At 32.9% G+C, this 19,196-nt stretch carries 12 protein-coding genes; 9 read left to right on the forward strand and 3 right to left on the reverse strand.

What is annotated here, in order from left to right; translation table 11 throughout:
• The first annotated feature begins 155 nt into the window (after positions 1-155).
• The 6 genes from IPK88_08970 (at position 156) to IPK88_08995 (ending at position 12,269) form a co-directional block, all read left to right on the forward strand.
• The gene (locus IPK88_08970) at positions 156-2,744 is read left to right on the forward strand and encodes a tetratricopeptide repeat protein (protein ID MBK8243546.1); all 2,589 of its coding nucleotides are present in this window, start codon (positions 156-158) and stop codon (positions 2,742-2,744) included.
• 371 nt (positions 2,745-3,115) lie between these two features.
• On the forward strand, positions 3,116-3,709 hold the full coding sequence (locus IPK88_08975; protein ID MBK8243547.1) for a sigma-70 family RNA polymerase sigma factor: 594 nt from the start codon (positions 3,116-3,118) through the stop codon (positions 3,707-3,709).
• A gap of 4 nt (positions 3,710-3,713) precedes the next feature.
• Positions 3,714-4,604, forward strand: coding sequence for a hypothetical protein (locus IPK88_08980; GenBank protein MBK8243548.1), 891 nt, complete (start codon positions 3,714-3,716; stop codon positions 4,602-4,604).
• A gap of 708 nt (positions 4,605-5,312) precedes the next feature.
• Entirely contained in the window at positions 5,313-6,842 is a 1,530-nt protein-coding gene (locus IPK88_08985) for a serine hydrolase (protein MBK8243549.1), read from the forward strand.
• A 62-nt stretch (positions 6,843-6,904) separates the two neighbouring features.
• Positions 6,905-10,408, forward strand: a complete 3,504-nt coding sequence (locus tag IPK88_08990; GenBank protein MBK8243550.1) for a M36 family metallopeptidase — start codon at positions 6,905-6,907, stop codon at positions 10,406-10,408.
• A 10-nt stretch (positions 10,409-10,418) separates the two neighbouring features.
• Complete coding sequence (locus IPK88_08995; protein MBK8243551.1) at positions 10,419-12,269, forward strand: T9SS type A sorting domain-containing protein; 1,851 nt, start codon at positions 10,419-10,421, stop codon at positions 12,267-12,269.
• A 331-nt stretch (positions 12,270-12,600) separates the two neighbouring features.
• On the opposite strand, the gene IPK88_09000 is transcribed toward IPK88_08995, so the two are convergent.
• Both IPK88_09000 and IPK88_09005 read right to left on the reverse strand, forming a co-directional pair.
• Positions 12,601-13,767 carry an alpha/beta hydrolase gene (locus tag IPK88_09000; protein ID MBK8243552.1) on the reverse strand — a complete coding sequence of 389 codons (1,167 nt, stop codon included), beginning with the start codon at positions 13,765-13,767 and terminating at the stop codon, positions 12,601-12,603.
• A 147-nt stretch (positions 13,768-13,914) separates the two neighbouring features.
• On the reverse strand, positions 13,915-15,000 hold the full coding sequence (locus IPK88_09005) for an anhydro-N-acetylmuramic acid kinase (GenBank protein ID MBK8243553.1): 1,086 nt from the start codon (positions 14,998-15,000) through the stop codon (positions 13,915-13,917).
• A 208-nt stretch (positions 15,001-15,208) separates the two neighbouring features.
• Here IPK88_09005 and IPK88_09010 point away from each other — a divergent pair, with 208 nt between their 5' ends.
• Together IPK88_09010 and IPK88_09015 are read left to right on the forward strand one after the other, a co-directional pair.
• Positions 15,209-15,766: a hypothetical protein gene (locus IPK88_09010; GenBank protein ID MBK8243554.1), complete on the forward strand. Its 558-nt coding sequence runs from the start codon at positions 15,209-15,211 to the stop codon at positions 15,764-15,766.
• Between the two features lie 31 nt (positions 15,767-15,797).
• Entirely contained in the window at positions 15,798-16,703 is a 906-nt protein-coding gene (locus IPK88_09015) for a hypothetical protein (protein ID MBK8243555.1), read from the forward strand.
• A 73-nt stretch (positions 16,704-16,776) separates the two neighbouring features.
• On the opposite strand, the gene prfA is transcribed toward IPK88_09015, so the two are convergent.
• A complete protein-coding gene (prfA, locus tag IPK88_09020) occupies positions 16,777-17,862 on the reverse strand; it encodes a peptide chain release factor 1 (GenBank protein MBK8243556.1) in 1,086 nt (361 codons plus the stop codon).
• A 93-nt stretch (positions 17,863-17,955) separates the two neighbouring features.
• On the opposite strand from prfA, the gene IPK88_09025 reads away from it, so the two are divergent.
• On the forward strand, positions 17,956-19,194 hold the full coding sequence (locus tag IPK88_09025; GenBank protein ID MBK8243557.1) for an ABC transporter permease: 1,239 nt from the start codon (positions 17,956-17,958) through the stop codon (positions 19,192-19,194).
• Positions 19,195-19,196 lie beyond the last annotated feature (2 nt).

Below are 19,196 nucleotides of genomic sequence, written 5' to 3' on the forward strand. Positions count from 1 at the left end.
GTCGTTACTAGATTAATTTCCTAATTGAATTGAAGTTGGATTGTCCATTACTTTTTTTATCTTGTTTGTTAATATTCTTAGTTTAATATGTACTAAATTAAATCCTAATAGCTTATTTTTAAACTTTTGGGATATGTAGTTCACTATTTTAGCTTATGAAACTTAAATTAATATATTTTTTGAAGCGAATGATCTTGTTTATATGGATTTGCTTCTCGAGTCAGGTCCTTATTTCCAAAGATCACATGCTTTTTGGAAATGTAAGTTTTATTCCTATTCAAGACAATCACAGTTTAAAGGTTAAAAAGACATTCGCAGTAGTCATTGGTATTTCAGATTATCAAGATCCTAAAATTCCAGATCTGCGTTATGCCCATCGCGATGCAGAAGCGTTTGCTCTTTTCTTAACATCCCCATCAGGAGGTTCATTGAATAAGGAACAATATAAGCTTTTAATAAATAATAGGGCCACAACAGCTCAGATAGGAGCCGCTTTAGATTGGCTTCTAGATGTTTGCACAGAAGGAGATCAAGCTATAATATATTTTGCTGGACACGGAGATGTGGAGACTAATTCGGCTACTCAATTAGGATATTTACTTGCATGGGATTCTCCGCCTTTACCATATATCTATGGTACTTTGCCGGTTTCATATCTTCAATCCATAGTTTCCAAACTTTCATTGCAAAACAAGAGTCGAGTTTTGCTTATTACAGATGCTTGTCATGCTGGTAAGCTAGCTGGAAATGAAGTCAATGGAACTCAATTAACCAATGCAAATCTTTCAAAACAATTTGCCAACGAAACAAAAATTCTATCATGTCAACCAGGTGAGGTTAGTATTGAAGGTGAACAATGGGGTGGAGGTAGAGGTGTGTTCTCATTTCATTTGGTTGAAGGACTGTACGGAATGGCAGATCAAGACCTGGATTTCAAAGTTACTTTATTTGAATTGGACCGTTTTTTGGAACAGAAAGTTTCGTCTGAAGTAGACCCATTAATACAAACACCATACGTTTCCGGAAATAAATGGGAGCAGTTTTCAACAGTATTTCCAGAAATATTGATTGCATTGCGAAAAAATAAAAATCAAAGTTTACCTGTATTTTCGTTAACAGATAGTCGAGGACTGGAAGAGGATGTGTTGGCGAATATTGATAATACTTTAAGGCGGAAGTATTATTCTTTTCAAAAAGCAATTGAGAAGAAGCAATTTTTTTTTAACCCAAATACAAATGAAAATTATGCTGATGTAATATTTGAAAAACTAATCGCTGAGCCGCAATTGAGTAGACTGGTTAACTCGATGCGTCGCACTTATGCAGCTGCTCTGCTCGACGATGCCCAACAATATATTAATACTTTCCTAAATGCTGATGTTAAGCAGCTAGACTGCATAGGTAAAAATATTAATTTTGAAATCATACCTAAAAATGTCGAACGAGCGGCGAAACTACTTGGTGATAAACATTATATGTATTCACATTTAATAGCTCGAAAATTATTTTTTGAAGCATTAATTATTGGTTATGGGCAAAACCCTAATGAAGAAGCAGCCAGAAAAGGTATTTCTTTAATTCAGCAATCTTTATTACTGGAACCTGAATCACCTTTAGCATGGCATGTAAAGAGTATTATCTATTTAAAGAATTTGAGAAAATTTGATTCGGCATACATTTGTGCTGAAGAAGCACGAAAACTTGCTCCTAATTGGGTGACGCCATTTGCAGATTTATCTTACACCGCGACTCAATTGAAAGAGTTCGAGTATGCCAAAAAGGCATTATTGGAAGCACAATCCATTGATTCGTTACACCCCTATGTCATTAATGGTTGGGCCTTTTGGTATAGTAATCAGGCTGGAAAACCGAATAAAGAAAAGGCATTAGCACTGTTTGAAGAATACAGGGATAAGGGAGGGCCAATGTACTCATGTTGGCATAATGATTACGGATTATTATTATTGGCCGTAAATCAATTTGAAGCATGTGAAATTGAATATCGAACCGCCATTCATTTAGACTCAACCAATAAAAGTGCATGGAACAATCTTGGGTCATTATACATGAAGTCAGCGCGTATTGATGAAGCTGAATCAATGTTTAAAAAATCATTATCCATAGATTCCACATTTCTAACCGCATTGGGGAATCTTGGAACTTTATACAGTACCTTCAACCAATTGGATAAGGCGATTAGTATTTATAAAAAATGTATTTCTATTGATTCCACAAGGTTTATTCATAGACTTAATTTAGGAACCGCTTACAGAAAGATGAAACTATATAGTCTTTCGGAACAAGAAATCAGAAATGTTATTGCGATGGATTCAACTTATAATTTTGCTTGGAACAATCTTGGTCTACTATACTATACGATGCAAAAATACGATGAGGCTGAGCAGATCTTAAATAAAACAATTGCAATGGATACTTTTTTCGCTAATCCATATCAAATCATGGGATTGGTATATTTTAAAACTAAGCGTCCTAAAGAAGCAATATTATTTTTAAACAAAGCATTAAAAATCAATCCCAAATATGCTCAAGCATATATAGGTCTAGCATACTTGTTGATAGAACAAAATGACACTGTTAAGGCAATCGAAAATATAGAAAAAGCAATTGATTCGGGAACTACTTTTGAGTATTTAGACAATGATGAAGAATTAAAGTCTTTAAAGGATCAAACGATTTGGAAGGAAATGATGGCAAAACATTTTCCAGGAAAAATTAAAGATTAAAAAAGGGATTATGTATATATTTAATGCAATTGAAAGGATTCAACTTTCTGAGATTTAAATAGGAATTATATCAGTTTGGAAAACAATAACTTAGTTATTATTTTTTATCAAGTAAACTAGATGTAAGTATAGAGCATTTATTGCTTTTAAACAGATATTAGGATCAAGAATTTAATTTGACTTTATTTCTAATCTTACCATCGTATAAATAAATTTCATATTGTATATATGAGTTTACAAGCAAGTTGGTATGATTAACAATAGGGAAATAAATTATTTGTCGAAACGGTACAACTTTGAGTTCTAAATAGTTTTAATAATTAATTTTAGCTTGAATTATACTATTTTTGCTCAAATGTCTTTCGTAGGATATGATTAGCTCTAAATCTAAAACCAGCCATTTGGATGGCAATGCGATCATTGCTCAGCTGATTAAGGGCGAAATGTCGATATTAGACAAGGTTTATGATCATTACAAGCCTGAATATTTAAAATGGGCGGAGAAGAAGTATCCAGGACTTAACCCAGAGGATTTTTTAGATAGTTGGCATGATGCCATTATTGCATTTTATGAGCAAGTAGCCGCAAATAAATTAAAATCCATACAATATGAATTAAAGACTTATTTATTTACAATTGGTTATCGGATTTTGATAAGAAAACATAAGAAAATGCAGGAAATCATTGACGATGAATATATCGATACACAAATGAGCATTGAGTCTATGGAATATTTCACGGCTACAGAAGATTTATCAGAAGAAAGAAAGGATTTACTTTTAAATGCAATCAACGAATTGCCACCCCAAAGTAAACAGGTTTTGATGTTAAGATTTATTGAGGGAAAATCACTAAAGGATATATCTCAAATTTTGAATTACGGTTCTTTAAATGTGCTTAGTGCTACAATTTCGAGAAGCTTGAAACGATTAAAGGAAAATATTAAAATGAACCTAGAATTATAGTTGGATGGATGAGCAAGAGCTAATATGGATAGAGCGCTATTTAGCGGGGGAATTGTCTGAACAGGAAATTGCGAAGTTCCATAAAAGGATGATGGAAGATCCTGCCTTTAATTCAGAAGTTGAACTTTCTAAATTGGCATTAAGCTCACTTCGATTGGCAAAAAGGGCAGAGTTAAAGGCGCATTTTAGTCACAGAGATAAAATAAAAGTGGGAAGTTCCAGTAAGTATTTTATTGGAGTAATTGCTGTTTTGTTAATTGTTTCTGTTTTATGGTTTATGAGTTACAAAAAATCTAATCCCGAGACCATTCAATACATGGACTCAAAAATAGATACTGCATTAATGAATACAGATAAACCGATCATAAATGATACGATGAGCATTCCTAAGCATCCTTATCCGATAGCTAAAAAAGAAATAGTACCTAATAATAAGGAGAATGAAATAGCCAAAACACCTGAAAGTGCTGGAGAGCTTTATGCAATGCATTATACGCCATTTAAAGATGAATCACTCCATATCGGTTTACGCGGACAAAATGAAATGACATCTTATACTCAATTTATACAATATTATTTAGCAAGCAATTATCAAGCGACCCTTTCTGCGTTTGACTCTCTGGGCGTATCATTACAGAAGAGTGATAATGTGTTATTTATTAAGGCTAATGCTTTAATGGCTCTTAATGAAATTGATGAAGCCCAATCTCTTTTTTCTAACATCATTAACAGAAATAAATCGAGGTATATTAATGCTTCGAAATGGTACCTAGCCATGTGTTATTTGAAGGAGAATAAGCTTAAAGAAGCAAAAAAAGTATTTGGTGAGGTAGAATCAAAGAACACACAACAGATATTGAATCAACTCGCGCACATTTTAAATGGAAAGAAATAATAAGAGTTGACTTAATCGATAAGCACTAAGGTTATTTTTTTTCTGATTAGGCAACTTTTCCTTATTGAGATATTTTGGATCAAAATGTAAATTACAAAACTTCATTAACTCATTTAAATGGAGTCAATTCATAAGCCAAATTTTTTGATTTGGGTTTCAAAATCTAAATTCTATGGCAATATCTGCTATCATACACACCGTTTAATTTAAATAGCGGCAAGAAAAAATTAATAATATATATATTTATTGCCCCTAAGAAATCCTAGTGCAATATCGGGGAATATATATAAATATACCACCATGTATTTTTTTAAATCCTCATCTTTAATACCAAGGACTCTTTTGTCTGTTTTAGCCCGGACTAACTAACAAATGAATAGACTACAAAAGAAAATCCGAAAATATTACTTGGTTCATGTTAAGAATTTGAGCTTGAGAATTACTAATTATAGAATCAAGACAAATAGGAACAAATTTCGATGCGGTACTAAAGATTTGTAATGAACAAGTAGGTGCTTAATTAGTGACCTTGAAAGCCTTTAAAAGACATTTTTTTATTACATCTATCGACGAAGCGTATTTTAAATTTAGTATGGATCCAACAGCAGGCATACAGGACTAAGGTACTTGTATGAGTATCTTACTATTGGACCATTGTGATATAAAAAACAAAAATTTATTAAATTCAAATATTTAAATCTTGTTATTATGAAATACTTTTATTCAATTTTTTTATTACTTATTCTCAATGTAATAAGTGCCCAAAATCTAGAGCGTAATAATCAATTATCTAACCACATTAAGGAGTACTATTTTACACGTCCAAGTTTGGATCTATTTTCTAAAATTGGAGAAAAAGTACAGCAAACAGAAATTAATTATTTTTCCAATTTGGATCCGGAACTTGAAAAAATATTTAATGGCATCATAGATTCTACTTTCCGTGAGTATCAACCTATTGGTATAAGCGCAGAAGTAAGATTAGGGGAAGATAAATATTGGAAAGCTAGTATGGGAATTTCACATGGTCAAACTAAAATAAATCCTGATGATATTATGGGTATCGCCTCCATGACAAAGTTATTTACGGCTGCAGCGATATTGAAATTTGCCGAAGAAGGCAAATTGAAATTGACCGACAGTATCAAAAAGTATTTGCCAAATCAGAAAAATGTTAATTTAAATGCCACAGTGTATCAATTATTAAATATGACTGCTGGACATGAGACCACTAATAATCCTAATTTTTGGAATATTATCCTGCGTGATTCCAATAGAATTTGGACATCACAACAGATTTTAGATACCTTCAATTTACGTAAACCTTTGTATTCACCAGGAGCTAAATTTTACTATTCAAATACAAATTACATCATACTCGCTATTATTCTTGAAAAAGTATCAGGTAAATTCTATCATGAAGTCATAGAGGAAAAAATATTACAAGTGCACAATTTAAATCATACTTTTTTATTTCCTCAAGAAAAAGACATTTTACCGGTTCATTATTGGTCTTATTATGACCTTACCTCTGGACCATTTGTTGATTTTGCGGATCCTGCAGATGATCCATTTTATCACAAACCTTTCTTTTCAGCTTACTGGAGTAGTGGAGCTTATTTTTCCAATTTGGATGACATGTCAAGGTGGTTGCGAATTCTGGATAAGAATTTTTTATCAACTGAATTTAAGGCCAAACAAAAGGAAATCGTTTTTCCTTTCGGTACTCAGGATTTTGGATATGGATTGGGATTGAGTTATGAAAAAGTATTAGGGCATGATTTTTATGGACATGATGGAAATTTATTTTATAATGCAAGCGGTGCCTATTGTCCGGACTGGGATGCAAGTTTTGTTGTATTGAATAATGATGGACGTGAAACGTGGATTAATGATCCATTATTTTATTATTCCTTGGTATTAAAATATCGTTTGATCAATGCCTATAAATTATGGTTAGACATTGGCACCGGGACTCATTATTCACTGAAGAACTCAGATTTAAAATTGTCTCCAAACCCTTGTAAAGACTTTATACAAATCGATATTCCTTCGGCTGACTATTTAAATACTAATATGAGCATTTTGAATGCATTGGGAAATCGATTAAGTACTTTTCAAATTAATGAGGAAAAACAAAAAATATCAATTCATCATCTTCAGCCAGGTTTGTATTATCTGGAAACAACTAAAAGAGCTGGAACTATTGGTTTGCAAAAATTTATTGTATTAGAATAGAATATTGTTTTAAGACCTTAGGATTTTAATCCAATTCAATCATCAATTTACTATTTATTAATATGCGAAGATGTACACTTTTCTTTATTTGGACTTTCTTTTGTTTGTCTGATGGTTTTTGTCAATCTGTAGTAGATCAAAACATTTTAAGTTTAATTCACAATCATTGGCCCGGAGAAGTATTTTTAGATGGATCAAATGTAAAAATTAGTCGGACTGTTTCAAAAATAGGAGAAATCCAACATTATTATATTCAACAACAATGGAATGATATTGAAATAATGTCAGCCATCAATTCAGTACATTTACAAGCAAATAACAAGTATTATAGCCCTAATCGATTTTTTCCTATTTCTGTGTTACAAGGAATTCCTACAATTGCCAGAATAGAGCACGAGCAGTCTGTTCAAATTGCTTTAGCTGAAATATTTTCTGATTTTTCAATTCAAAAGAATGTAGGTTATGAAGCCATTGTACATAGTGAATTATTAAAGAAAGAAGCAAAAGTTAAATTGAATTATATAACTGATTCCACCGGTAAGTTATTTCTCTGTTACAATTGGCAATTGGAACCGAAAGAATCATCTGACATTTGGGAAATATTTATAGACATTAACTCTGGATCAATAATTCAAAAAATAAATCGAAAACTTAGTTGTTCATTTAGTCCGCTCGATGCGCAAAAGAGCTGTGTGGATTGGGATCAAAATAAGCAATATACAAGTTTTAATCCTTGGTCTACAAATCAAAGTAGTTCATTGATTGAGGCCCAATATCATGTGTATGCATTACCCATTGAAAATCCGAATCATGGCCAAAGGACTATGGAGACGGATGGCCAGGATACTATTGCATCTCCTTTGGGTTGGCAAAGCATTGAAACAGGTATGCAAATTGATATAACCAAGGGAAATAATGTCCATGCTTATTTTGATAGCTTATTAGCAGACCTATCTATTGGTAACGAACCTAGTGGAGGAGATAAACTAGTATTTGATTTTCCACTATCTCCAAACCAAACTACGCACCCTAAATTAAATCCTAATCCAGGTACTGTAAATGCATTTTATACAGCTAATAGAATACACGATATCTTATACCATTATGGATTTGATGAGCAAGCTGGAAATTATCAGTTTAATAATTTTGATAAAGGTGGATTCGGAAATGATCATACGATTATTGAGTGTCCGGATTTATTTGCAATTGATAATGCCAATGCTTGGACTGGTGTCGATGGAGATAACTTGAGAATTCAGATGTTCCCTTGGACTCGATACTACAGTTATGATTTAAAAATTTTGGATGAACATGGTGCATGGAAAGCTATGGATATACTTAGATTTAAATTCGGACTTGCACCGTCATCAAAGAAGCAACAGTTTATCCTACAAGATTACGCAAAACTATTTCCAGAGGATCCTTATGCTTGTAATCCAATTCCAATATCTCTCAATAATACCATTGTGCTGATAAAGCGAGGAGCTTGCAAACTCTTAGAGAAAATTTTAAACGTCCAGCGTGCAGGAGCGGCAGCTGTTATTATTGTTAATTTTAATGATGAACTATTTAGTATTCCAGAATTAGGTGAAAGTAATAAGGTGAATATTATGTGTTTTTCTTGCAGACTCAGTGTATATGAACAATTAAAAATTTACCTTGAGAAACAGAATTTAATTTTATTGGATGAAGAAGAAGATCGTAGTAAAAAATTAATTTTTGATTCTGGCTTTGATAATGGAATTATTGCACATGAATACATGCATGGTGTTTCTAATCGATTAACTGGAGGACCTAATAGTGTAAGTTGTTTAATAAGAGGAGAACAAATGGGTGAAGGGTGGAGTGATTTTTTAGGAGGATTATTGACTTTTAAAAATGAAGCTGAAATATTTGGACTACATTCTATAGGAACTATGGATGCTCCGAATCATGATGTATATTCAGGAATAAGACGTGCCCCTTATTCTATTGATAAAAAGTATAATGATTTTGACTATAATGATATCGATGGAAGATATGAAGTGGGCGAGGTGTGGGCATTATGTTTGTTTGATTTGCTTGGAAGTATGGTAACAAAATATGGATTTGATCCTAATTGGTCCAATCAAAAGAGTGGAAATGCCAAAACACTTCAATTAGTCATGGAAGGTATGAAATTGCAAGCTTGCCAACCTGGAATAGTTGATGGTAGAAATGCCATTTTATTAGCAGACACGTTAATCAATAATTCAGAAAATGCTTGTCAGATTTGGGAATCTTTCGCAAGAAGAGGGGTCGGTTATTTTGCGTCACAAGGATCTTCATTAGAATTATCTGATGAATCGATTAATTTTGAATCATGTCCACAATGTAGTCATCAAATATCTATTGTTAAGAATGCGCCAGATTTTATATTTGCCGGAGACACTATTAGAATTAATATTGGCATATATAATAATACAAAAGATCAGATTAATGAAATAACAATTGCTGATAGTATACCTTCTAATTGTACTGTTGTTCATGGTTCATCCAATTATCCATTCACTAGTATTTCCAAAGAAGCGATTGATTTCCAATTTCCAGGATTAGCATCTGGTGACTCGATTCAAATCAATTATTTATTATACAGTGATCCAATGCTTCAAAGTAAATTCTATTGGATGGATAGTCTTTCAGATGTTGTAACATTGGATCAATGGGAGACTCAACTTATTCAAGGGGTGGCAGAGTGGCAATATGAAGAAAATGTAATAGATCATTCAAATAGTTGGGTGTATGAATTAAATCAAATTGGAATTCCATCTGAGGCCATTCTAAGTTTAAAAAACACCATTCATATAGAAAGTGGGAAGGAATTGTTTGTTTTCTTTCACCATTATAATTTAAAATATAAACACCATGGTGCTATTGTAGAAGTATCAACGGACCATGGACAGACCTGGAATTATGTTCCCGCTCATGATATTATGTATTCCACTTATAAGGGAAAACTTAACCCTACGGTAAATGGCAAAGAAAATTTTTATTGTTATAATAACATTTCCACTCCTGAATTGGAGATGGGAATCATGAATTTAGAATCATTTATTGGGAAGGATGTAAAAATTCGATTTCATCTCGTGTTAGATCAATATTCACTACCCATTTCTTCAAATTTTAATGGTTGGATATTGGATAATGTTGGATTTATAAGAGATCCCTATTTTTATCAAAGCGGATTAAATACCAAAATTTCCGGGAAAAGTTTGAGTTCAGTTCAAATGAGAGAAAAGGGTATTTTGGTAATCCCAAACACCTTGCCACCAACTCATACATTCAATAATAGAGATAATAAACAGACGATAGTCATTTTTCCGAATCCGGTACAATCGAAATTTAAATTGGTTTCAAATAGTGAACTTCCCAAAAATTCAACATATGATATTTATAATTTAATGGGACATAAGGTAATTTCAAATTTTGATCAACCCATTAAAAATGGGGAAGATATTGATATAACTGCATTATCTTCTGGATTATATATTCTGAAAGTGTATACTCCATTTTATCGAATAGCTGAAATTTCATTTATAAAAATTTAAAATACAAATTATGCGTAGTTACTTTTTATTAAATAAGATATGTTGTTTATTTCTATTTATAAGTTTAGGAATATTCAAGCTCCAAGGTCAGTTGGTTAAGCCTAATGATAGACATTATTTTAATGACGAGGCTTATGAAAATCTTAAGAGAGCATTAAGCCTCTCTGCTGTTGTTCAAAACAAAGAGGTAATCGTGGGAGCAACATTTGAAGAATATCAGAATTATGGATGTAATTTGCATCAACTGCAAATGAATTCAAAAGGAAAAATCAATGTATTGTATACTTTGCGTTTAAGTGCTTCAACAGATCAATTTGGAATTGGATATAATTTCTTTAATGGAAGCCAATGGGGAAAAATTCCAACAAATTATTTGTATCCAATACATGTATTTCATCCAACCATTAATGAGTTTGAAGATGGCTCGCAAGTCGTAATTGGCAATCCATTAGATGGAACACCATTAAAGATACTAAGTCGAAAATCAATTTCAGATACGTTTATTTTAAAAAACATTCCTAATTCAGATATTTTAGCCTACCATCAGGCTATAGTTGGGGGATCTAATAATCAAACACTTCATCTTGTTGGTACTAGTTTATTACCCTTTAAAGGTATAGGATTTGCACCATTTTATTTCAGATCACAAAACAAAGGAAAGAGTTGGGATAAAACGAGGATGTTACTTCCTGGTTTAGATTCGAATGATGTGAAAGAATTTTATGCTTATTCTACATATACTCAAATTGCCTCAAAAGGCAATCGTGTCGCTATCGGATTGTTTAATTACTTTAATGATATATTAGTATATATTTCCGAAGACAATGGAAACACTTGGGAGAAAAGAATCATAAATAAATTTCCCAAAAAGAGATATATTTATGATCAAGGAATTGATAGTACTTTGCTTCCTAGGATTCCAGGGTTCGATCCAGGATATATATTTACTAGTGGAGGTCAAGGTACTTTATTGTTTGATAATAATCAGAAATTACATCTTGTATTTGACGGGATTTACTATAGGGATGCTATTGCAAATGATAATAGAAGTGAAATTCCATATTGTTCAACAGGTTTATATTATTGGAATGAATCAATGAAAGCAGAAACAAGTATTCGCATTACAGGAATTCCAGACATGAATAAGAATCAGAATATCGATGTGGATTGTATAGGTGAACCTTTTGGCGGATATTATCCTGTCAATTCAATTGCTAATTGGCCAAGTATAGCATTTGATAAAAATAATATAATGTATATATGCTATTCTTCTTTGAGAGAAGGTACAGATTATATCAGTGATGTAAATCAACTACAATACCGACATGTGTTTATTCAGTATTCAATGAATGAAGGTAAGAATTGGTCTGAGCCTTACGATGTCATTAATAAAGACCTCATCAACCTCCCCAATTTGACAAATAAAATTGAAGCGACATATCCGCAGTTGAATCCTTCAATAGATTCTACAGTATCCATTTTATACTTAAGAGATTTTTTGCCTGGTTCTGCTGGTAATAATAATCATGGATCTGCACAAAGTAATGTGATGTTTATGAGCTTTGATAAAAATATACTTTTTAATGTTACACATACGGCTGATATAAAAATTCCAGATATCGTTTCTATTGTACCAAATCCTGCTAAGACTTATATTGATATTCACCTAAATGATAAGAAACAATGCATTCAATCCATTAGCTGCTTCTCCAATGATGGCGTGGAGGTTTATAGAAATAAAATTTCACAAAAAAAATGGGAAAGCCAACAAATTGATATATCCATGTTTAGTCCTGGTATTTATTATTTGCAATTTCAGTTTGCCGATCATATGGAATATCAGAAATTTGTTAAAATATAAGTTGTAGTTAAAGTTCTAGAAATGATATTGGTTTATATTAATTATTTGTAAGAAATTCAAATCAAGTCTAATATCAAAATAGTTCTTATTTTTCCTATAGTTACCCTTTTAGTATCGCTACCAACAGCAAAAGCAGTAACTCAAATTGGTCTGAGTCAGGATTTATTGAATGTTAGAATTTTCTGAATTTGGTTTAGGATGATATTTTGGATTGAACATTAATTTGTATTTCAAAATCTGACTTCCGAGGTTGATAAGCATTCCTTTCTGGAAATTAAATGTAACCTTAGAATTTATGTCTTAAAATCCTCAATAGATCATTGAGATAACATCAATATATAAATTTCTTGACCAATGAATTGGACACAGAATTTATTGTGATAAAATAGATTTCTTTACCAGATTTGCAAATATTTTTAATATCAATATTTACAGTTTCAGGAATGTGATCAAAATGTTCATTATATAAAATAGTTCCAACCGGGTTGATGATTTGGATGGTGCCGGAACCCAAACTGAATCCAACATTTTTTAGAGAAAGTATGTTTGCATTTATTTGAAGTTGAAGTATATTATTTTTTTGATTTATGGTCTTTGTGGTTATACAAGGAATATACTGACAGAAATAGTCCACCATTTTTTGATAAACAACCTCAGCATTAAGATCTTGATTTAATTCGTGAGTATGGTTTCGAGAATTAGAGATGGAATCTAAATAAACAGCATGTCTTCCATGATGCGCAATATCACCATTTGGGGGAGTTGGATCTAATTCATTGTTGTTGTGATAAAAAGTTGGTGGATCTTGTGCATCAATATATTTGGGAATATCTACAAAATCTCTCAAAGCAATAATTTCAGGACTGAAATATTCAGATCTATTGGATATTTTATACAAAGCGTAATCATCTTTAAAGTTGTACAATTCCATCCAGTTGCTGTCAGATTTTGTTATGGAATACCATTGCGTTAAATCCAAAGTGGCGGGCGAGGTCATGTGTCCTACCACTTTAATATGCGTATTATAATGGAATATGCTATCCTTTAATGAACGATCTCCAAGCTTAGGATTGAAAGCCAACCATATGGCTAAACATCCACCTGCTGAAGAACCATAAACTCCAATGTTAGCGGTATCGATTTTTAATTCTTGATGATGGTGTTTTAAATATTGAATTAACCGTTCTGCATCTTGAAAAATACTATCAATTCGCGTTGTCTTAGAGAATCTATAATTAGATGAGATATATGAAACCTGTTTTGATAAAAAGAAATTTTTAACCCATTCATGCCTTTCGTTTAATTCTTTGTCTCCTGATATGAAAGCCCCTCCATGAAAATAAATGACTACAGGTTTTGAATGCAATGCATCCGCCTGCCAATAATCAAATTTTTGCGAACTATCTGGTCCATAGGAGATATTTTTAATAAAGGTCCCTTGTCCATTTACTCTAAACAATAAAAATAGCAGAAGAAAGAAGATTTGAATGATTTTCATAATTTGAGAAATAAAGTAAAAGTAATTAAAAAATACATTTTTTTTATTTTAAACAAATACATTGAGTGTATAAAAAATTTCACTAAATTTTGTGTTCTGGTTTTTTAGGTTCTTGCTTATATCTTTATTTTGTTGGCTAAAGCCAAGTTACCAAACACCATAAACATCGCCACTACAATGATCCATTTGAGCACCTGTTACTGAGGCTAAAACATTATTTTTATTTTGAATTCTTAAGTAAGCTAGAAATGCAAATATGATGGCTTCTTTAAAATTTATTTGGGTAGCATCAGGAATTACAATTTGGACTTGAGGTGGTAATTTTTTTTGAAGCGTTTCTATTAAAAATCGATTATATGCGCCACCTCCAGTAATGAATAATTTTTGAGGTTCTTCATTACTAAGATTTTTAATTATGGCGGCTATTTGGTCAGAGATATGTTCTACAGAGGTTCGTAAAGCATCCCGTACATTGGTCGTGCTTTTTAAATCATCATCAAAATGTTTGTGATACCATTCTCTGCCTAGACTTTTAGGAAATGGAGCTGAATAAAAGGGTATGGAATTCCATTTTTCAAGTAACGTTAGAATTACATTCCCCGACTTGGCCAAATTTCCATCTGTATCATATGGTTTATTCAGTAATCCTGATAGGGTATTGAGCAACATATTACATGGGCCAATATCACAAGCCAGTCTATTATTTTCATGCTTCCAACTCAAATTCGCAAAACCACCTAAATTCAGACAAAAGTCAAATTCTGAATAGATGAGTTCATCTCCTATGGGAACCAAGGGCGCACCCTGGCCACCTAATTTAACATCCTGAGCTCTGAAATTACAAACGGTAGGGATTCCAGATTCATCACGAATGGTTTTTCCATCTCCAATTTGCAAAGTATAAGCTTCTTGAGGTCGATGGAATATGGTATGGCCATGTGAACCGATCAAATGTATCGGGTAAGGGCATTTTTTCTTAAATATTAATATTTGTTCACTTAAGTAATGTCCATATTCAATGTTTAATTCCTCAAGTTTCTGTGGCTCTAAATAAAATCCCCCATTTAATTTTTGTAACCATTTGGAGTCATATGGTACCGTCTCAGTATATAAAACTTCAACTTGATATTTATCATCAGTTGAATGGGGTATAAATTTACATAAAGCCATATCAAGCCCATCTAATGAGGTACCTGACATCATGCCTAATACATGTAATTGTTCGAATTCCATAAGCGGCTAAATATAGCCATTTGGGGTGATTTGAGGATATAAAATGCATAACGATTGTCCAAACAATAGTAACCAGAGTTGCAAAAAAGGCTAAGACTCAAGCATTAAACAGATAAATTAACAAATATTTACGCAAAAAATAAGCAAACATTGGGTACTAATTGCATCTTTATTTGGAAATTTGCATTCTAATTAAAACAAAATAAATATGAAAATCAATTTATTATCTAGTTTACTTTTTATTTCGGCATCCTTGTTTTTAGCTTCATGTGGAGGTTCTAAGAAAGCTGCCAGCGCTCCTGCTTCTACTGAGATCAGTGATATCGATACTAAAGTAGCAGCTATTGTTGCTAATAGTTCTATAACTGAAAAATTTGCAGATCTTAAAGGTGCAGAAAAAGGGAAGGTGTCCATTTTTACAAATGAGACTGGCGAAATTGTAAAAGTTTCTAAAAAAGTGACTACCAGCACAAGTGAGAAATTATCTGAATTCTTTTATGATGGATCCAATTTAATTCACAGCAGCCATTTCGAAAGAAATACGGCTAAAGAAAAAGGAAAAATCGTGTTCACTTCAACCAAACATTATTTTGGCAATTCAAAAGTGTTAAGTGCAGTTCAGAAATCAGTTACCTTAAAACCTGCTGATGAAGCTAATCTCGAAATGAAAATGAATAAAGCTAAATTCAAGGCATATCCTGCAAGCAGCAATCTTATGCGTGATGAAATGGCAATCATTAAAAAAATCAAACAGCTCATTAAATAATTATATTTAATAATTAAAAAAAATATACATCATGAAAAAATTACTTTATTTTTTATCTTTTATTTCTCTATCATTATTTACTAATTCTTGTACAGATGATCCTGTAGATCCTGTTGTGGGAGACAACGCGCCCGTTTTAATTTTTACATTGAATCCTGGAACTGGATTTATTGATGGAGACAAAACAGTGGAAGCCGGATCAACGATCAAATTAAAATTAGATGGAACTGATTCAGATAAAGATCTTACTTCTTTACATATTGAATCAAAAAATGGTTCTGATACGGCTACACATGTTCCTTCTTCAGTGATACTTGTTAACGGAGCTCCTGCTAATGGAAATCCAATTTCTATTCCTAGCGCAGATGGCGAAAATTTAAGATACAGTATTGAATTTCCAACTGCTGATGTTGCAGATACCATCACTTATACTTTTTCATTAGAAGATTCTAAGGGATACTCTGATTTTGTTTCTTTCACGATTATTACTACGGGTACTAAAGCTTTTGAATTAACCGGAAAGAAACTATCTAATGCGTCTGGTCCTGCTGGAATGGGTGGTATTGATTTACATACTGGAAACGAAGTAGGTTCTTCAGATCCTACTGCAGAGTTAGTAGATCTAGGTGTAATTAATCCGGTTTCTGATGGTACTTGGAAACAACAATTCAAAGCAGCAACTGTAGAAACTATTATTCGTAAGCCTTTAGCTGGTTTTGATTACAGTTCTGTTTTTAATGCAGATGCTATTAAATCAGCATATGATGCAGGAACCAATATTTCTAATCCAAATATTGTAGGCAATAAAGATGATGTTTATTTAATTAAAAGCGGCATTTTTTATTGGGCAGTAAAAATTACTAAAGTAGTAGTTACACCACCTCTAGGTATGGGTGGAGATAATTTAGATTATTTTGAATTATCAATTAAGAGATAATTAGAATTTAAATATAAAATAAAAAAAACCGATTGGATTTATTCAGTCGGTTTTTTTTATTTAGTTCATTTTTTTATTCTGCATTATCTCCAGCCTTCATCTTCTCCATATTCTCGGCTACACGCAAGGCTTCAATGATATCATCTATGTTGCCATTCATGATATCTGTTAAATTATACATGGTTAGATTAATACGGTGGTCTGTCATCCGATTCTGAGGGAAATTGTAAGTCCTAATTTTATCTGATCGATCTCCGGAACCAACCAATGATCTGCGTTCTGCAGCAACAGTAGTTTCGTATTTTTCAATTTGGCTGTCTCTGATTTTTTGAATCAAGCGTCCCATTGCAATTTCGCGGTTTTTATGTTGACTTCTGCTGTCTGTACTTTCAGCTACGGTTCCGGTAGGTAAGTGGGTAAACCGCACTCCGGATTCTGTTTTATTGACATGCTGACCACCCGCACCACTTGATCTGAAGGTATCAACTCTGAGTTCGGCTTTATTGATATTAACATCTTCTAATTCTAATTTGGGCATGACGACTACTGTGGCAGCAGAGGTGTGTATCCTACCCGAAGCTTCTGTATCCGGAACTCTTTGGACTCTATGTGCACCAGATTCGAATTTTAATTTACCATAAACATCGACTCCTGTTACGTCAATAACTACTTTATTGAATCCACCAACAGACCCTTCATTTTCTGTAACCACTTCATGGGTCCAGCCCTGAGTGTCAAAATATCGGGTATACATTCTAAATAAATCTCCGGCAAATAAACTTGCTTCATTACCTCCGGTACCGGAACGAATTTCAAAAATAACATCTTTGCTATCATCAGGATCTTTAGGAACGAGTAATAAGCGCAATTCATCATTCAAAGTAACCAACCGTGCTTCTGATTCATCCAGTTCGATTTGAGCCAATTCTATCATTTCCGGATCATTGGAAGAGAGCATTTCTTTAGCTCCTTCAATCGTGTTAAGGGTGCGTTTATATTCCAGGTAATACTTGATGATTTGTTCAAGATCCTTGTATTCCTTACTTATTTTCTTGTATTCGCCAATATCTGACATGATAGCAGGATCTGACATGCGTTCCTCAAGATATTGATAACGTTCGTGTACGGCCTCTAACTTCTGTATAATATTCATACCTATTAATAACTACCCGATCTACCAAAATGGGTTAAAACCGCAAAGGTACGTTCTTTGATGATATATTAAATTCAAAACTTGTACCTTTGGATCGAGATGTCATTATTGGAGATTTTTAAGCTTGCATTTCAGACTGTTAGGCATAATATGCTTAGATCGGTGCTGACATTGCTCATCATTGCTATAGGCATTATGGCTTTGGTGGGAATACTTACCTCAATTGATGGCATCATTTACTCCATGAGCAGTAATTTCAGTTATCTGGGAGCCAATTCTTTCAGTATTGACCGTAAAAATGAGAATTTTAGGCGTCATGATCGTGGGAAACAAGCTAAAACTGCCTTGCCCGTTACTTTTGCTCAAGCTACTGAATTCAAGGATCGATTTTCATCAAAAGCCCTGGTTTCGATATCTTTTGGTGCATCAGGAAATGCAGTGATTAAGTATTTGAATAATAAAACCAATCCAACGATCAGGGTTAGGGGCGTCGACGATATTTATTTTCAAGTGACCGGAAATGAAATAGCTTATGGACGGAATTTTTCTAATCATGAACAACAATACGGCATAAATAAAATAATTGTAGGGAACGATATTGTCAAAACCTTATTTGATGATCAACCCTTAAAGGCCTTAAATCAAACCATAACAGTCAACGATCAGAAATATCAAATCGTTGGTGTCCTAAAATCTAAAGGTTCAAGTATGAATGAGGGCGCCGATCAAAGAGTATTAATCCCACTAGCAAAATCTAAATTAGAATATGCTACCAGTGAATCTGATTTTGATATTACAGTAGGTATTGGTGTGGCTTCACAGTTGGATTTAATCATATCTCAAGCTATTGGAGAAATGCGTATAGTTAGGTCTTTAAAATCATTTGAAGAAAATGATTTTGAAGTGAATAAAAGTGATGGCATTATTACTTTTTTAAAAGACAATACTGTTAAACTAAGAACGGCAACCATAGCTATTGGACTCATGACATTACTAGGTGCCGCCATCGGGTTGATGAATATTATGCTCGTTTCTGTAACTGAAAGAACCAAGGAAATTGGCATATCTAAAGCATTGGGAGCGACTAAAAAAATGATTTTAACTCAGTTCCTTATGGAGGCCATTATCATTTGTCAATGTGGTGGCATACTGGGTATTTTAGTAGGGATCCCACTGGGGAATATTGTAACTATTATCATGGGTGGAAGCTTCCTTATTCCATGGGCTTGGATTACACTCGGATTAATTGTTTGTACGATTGTCGGAATTCTTTCAGGTCTATATCCCGCTCTAAAAGCAGCATCTTTAGATCCGATAGAAGCACTTAGATACGAATAATT

The organism is Candidatus Defluviibacterium haderslevense, from assembly GCA_016712225.1.
GTDB classification, from domain to species: domain Bacteria; phylum Bacteroidota; class Bacteroidia; order Chitinophagales; family Saprospiraceae; genus Vicinibacter; species Vicinibacter haderslevensis.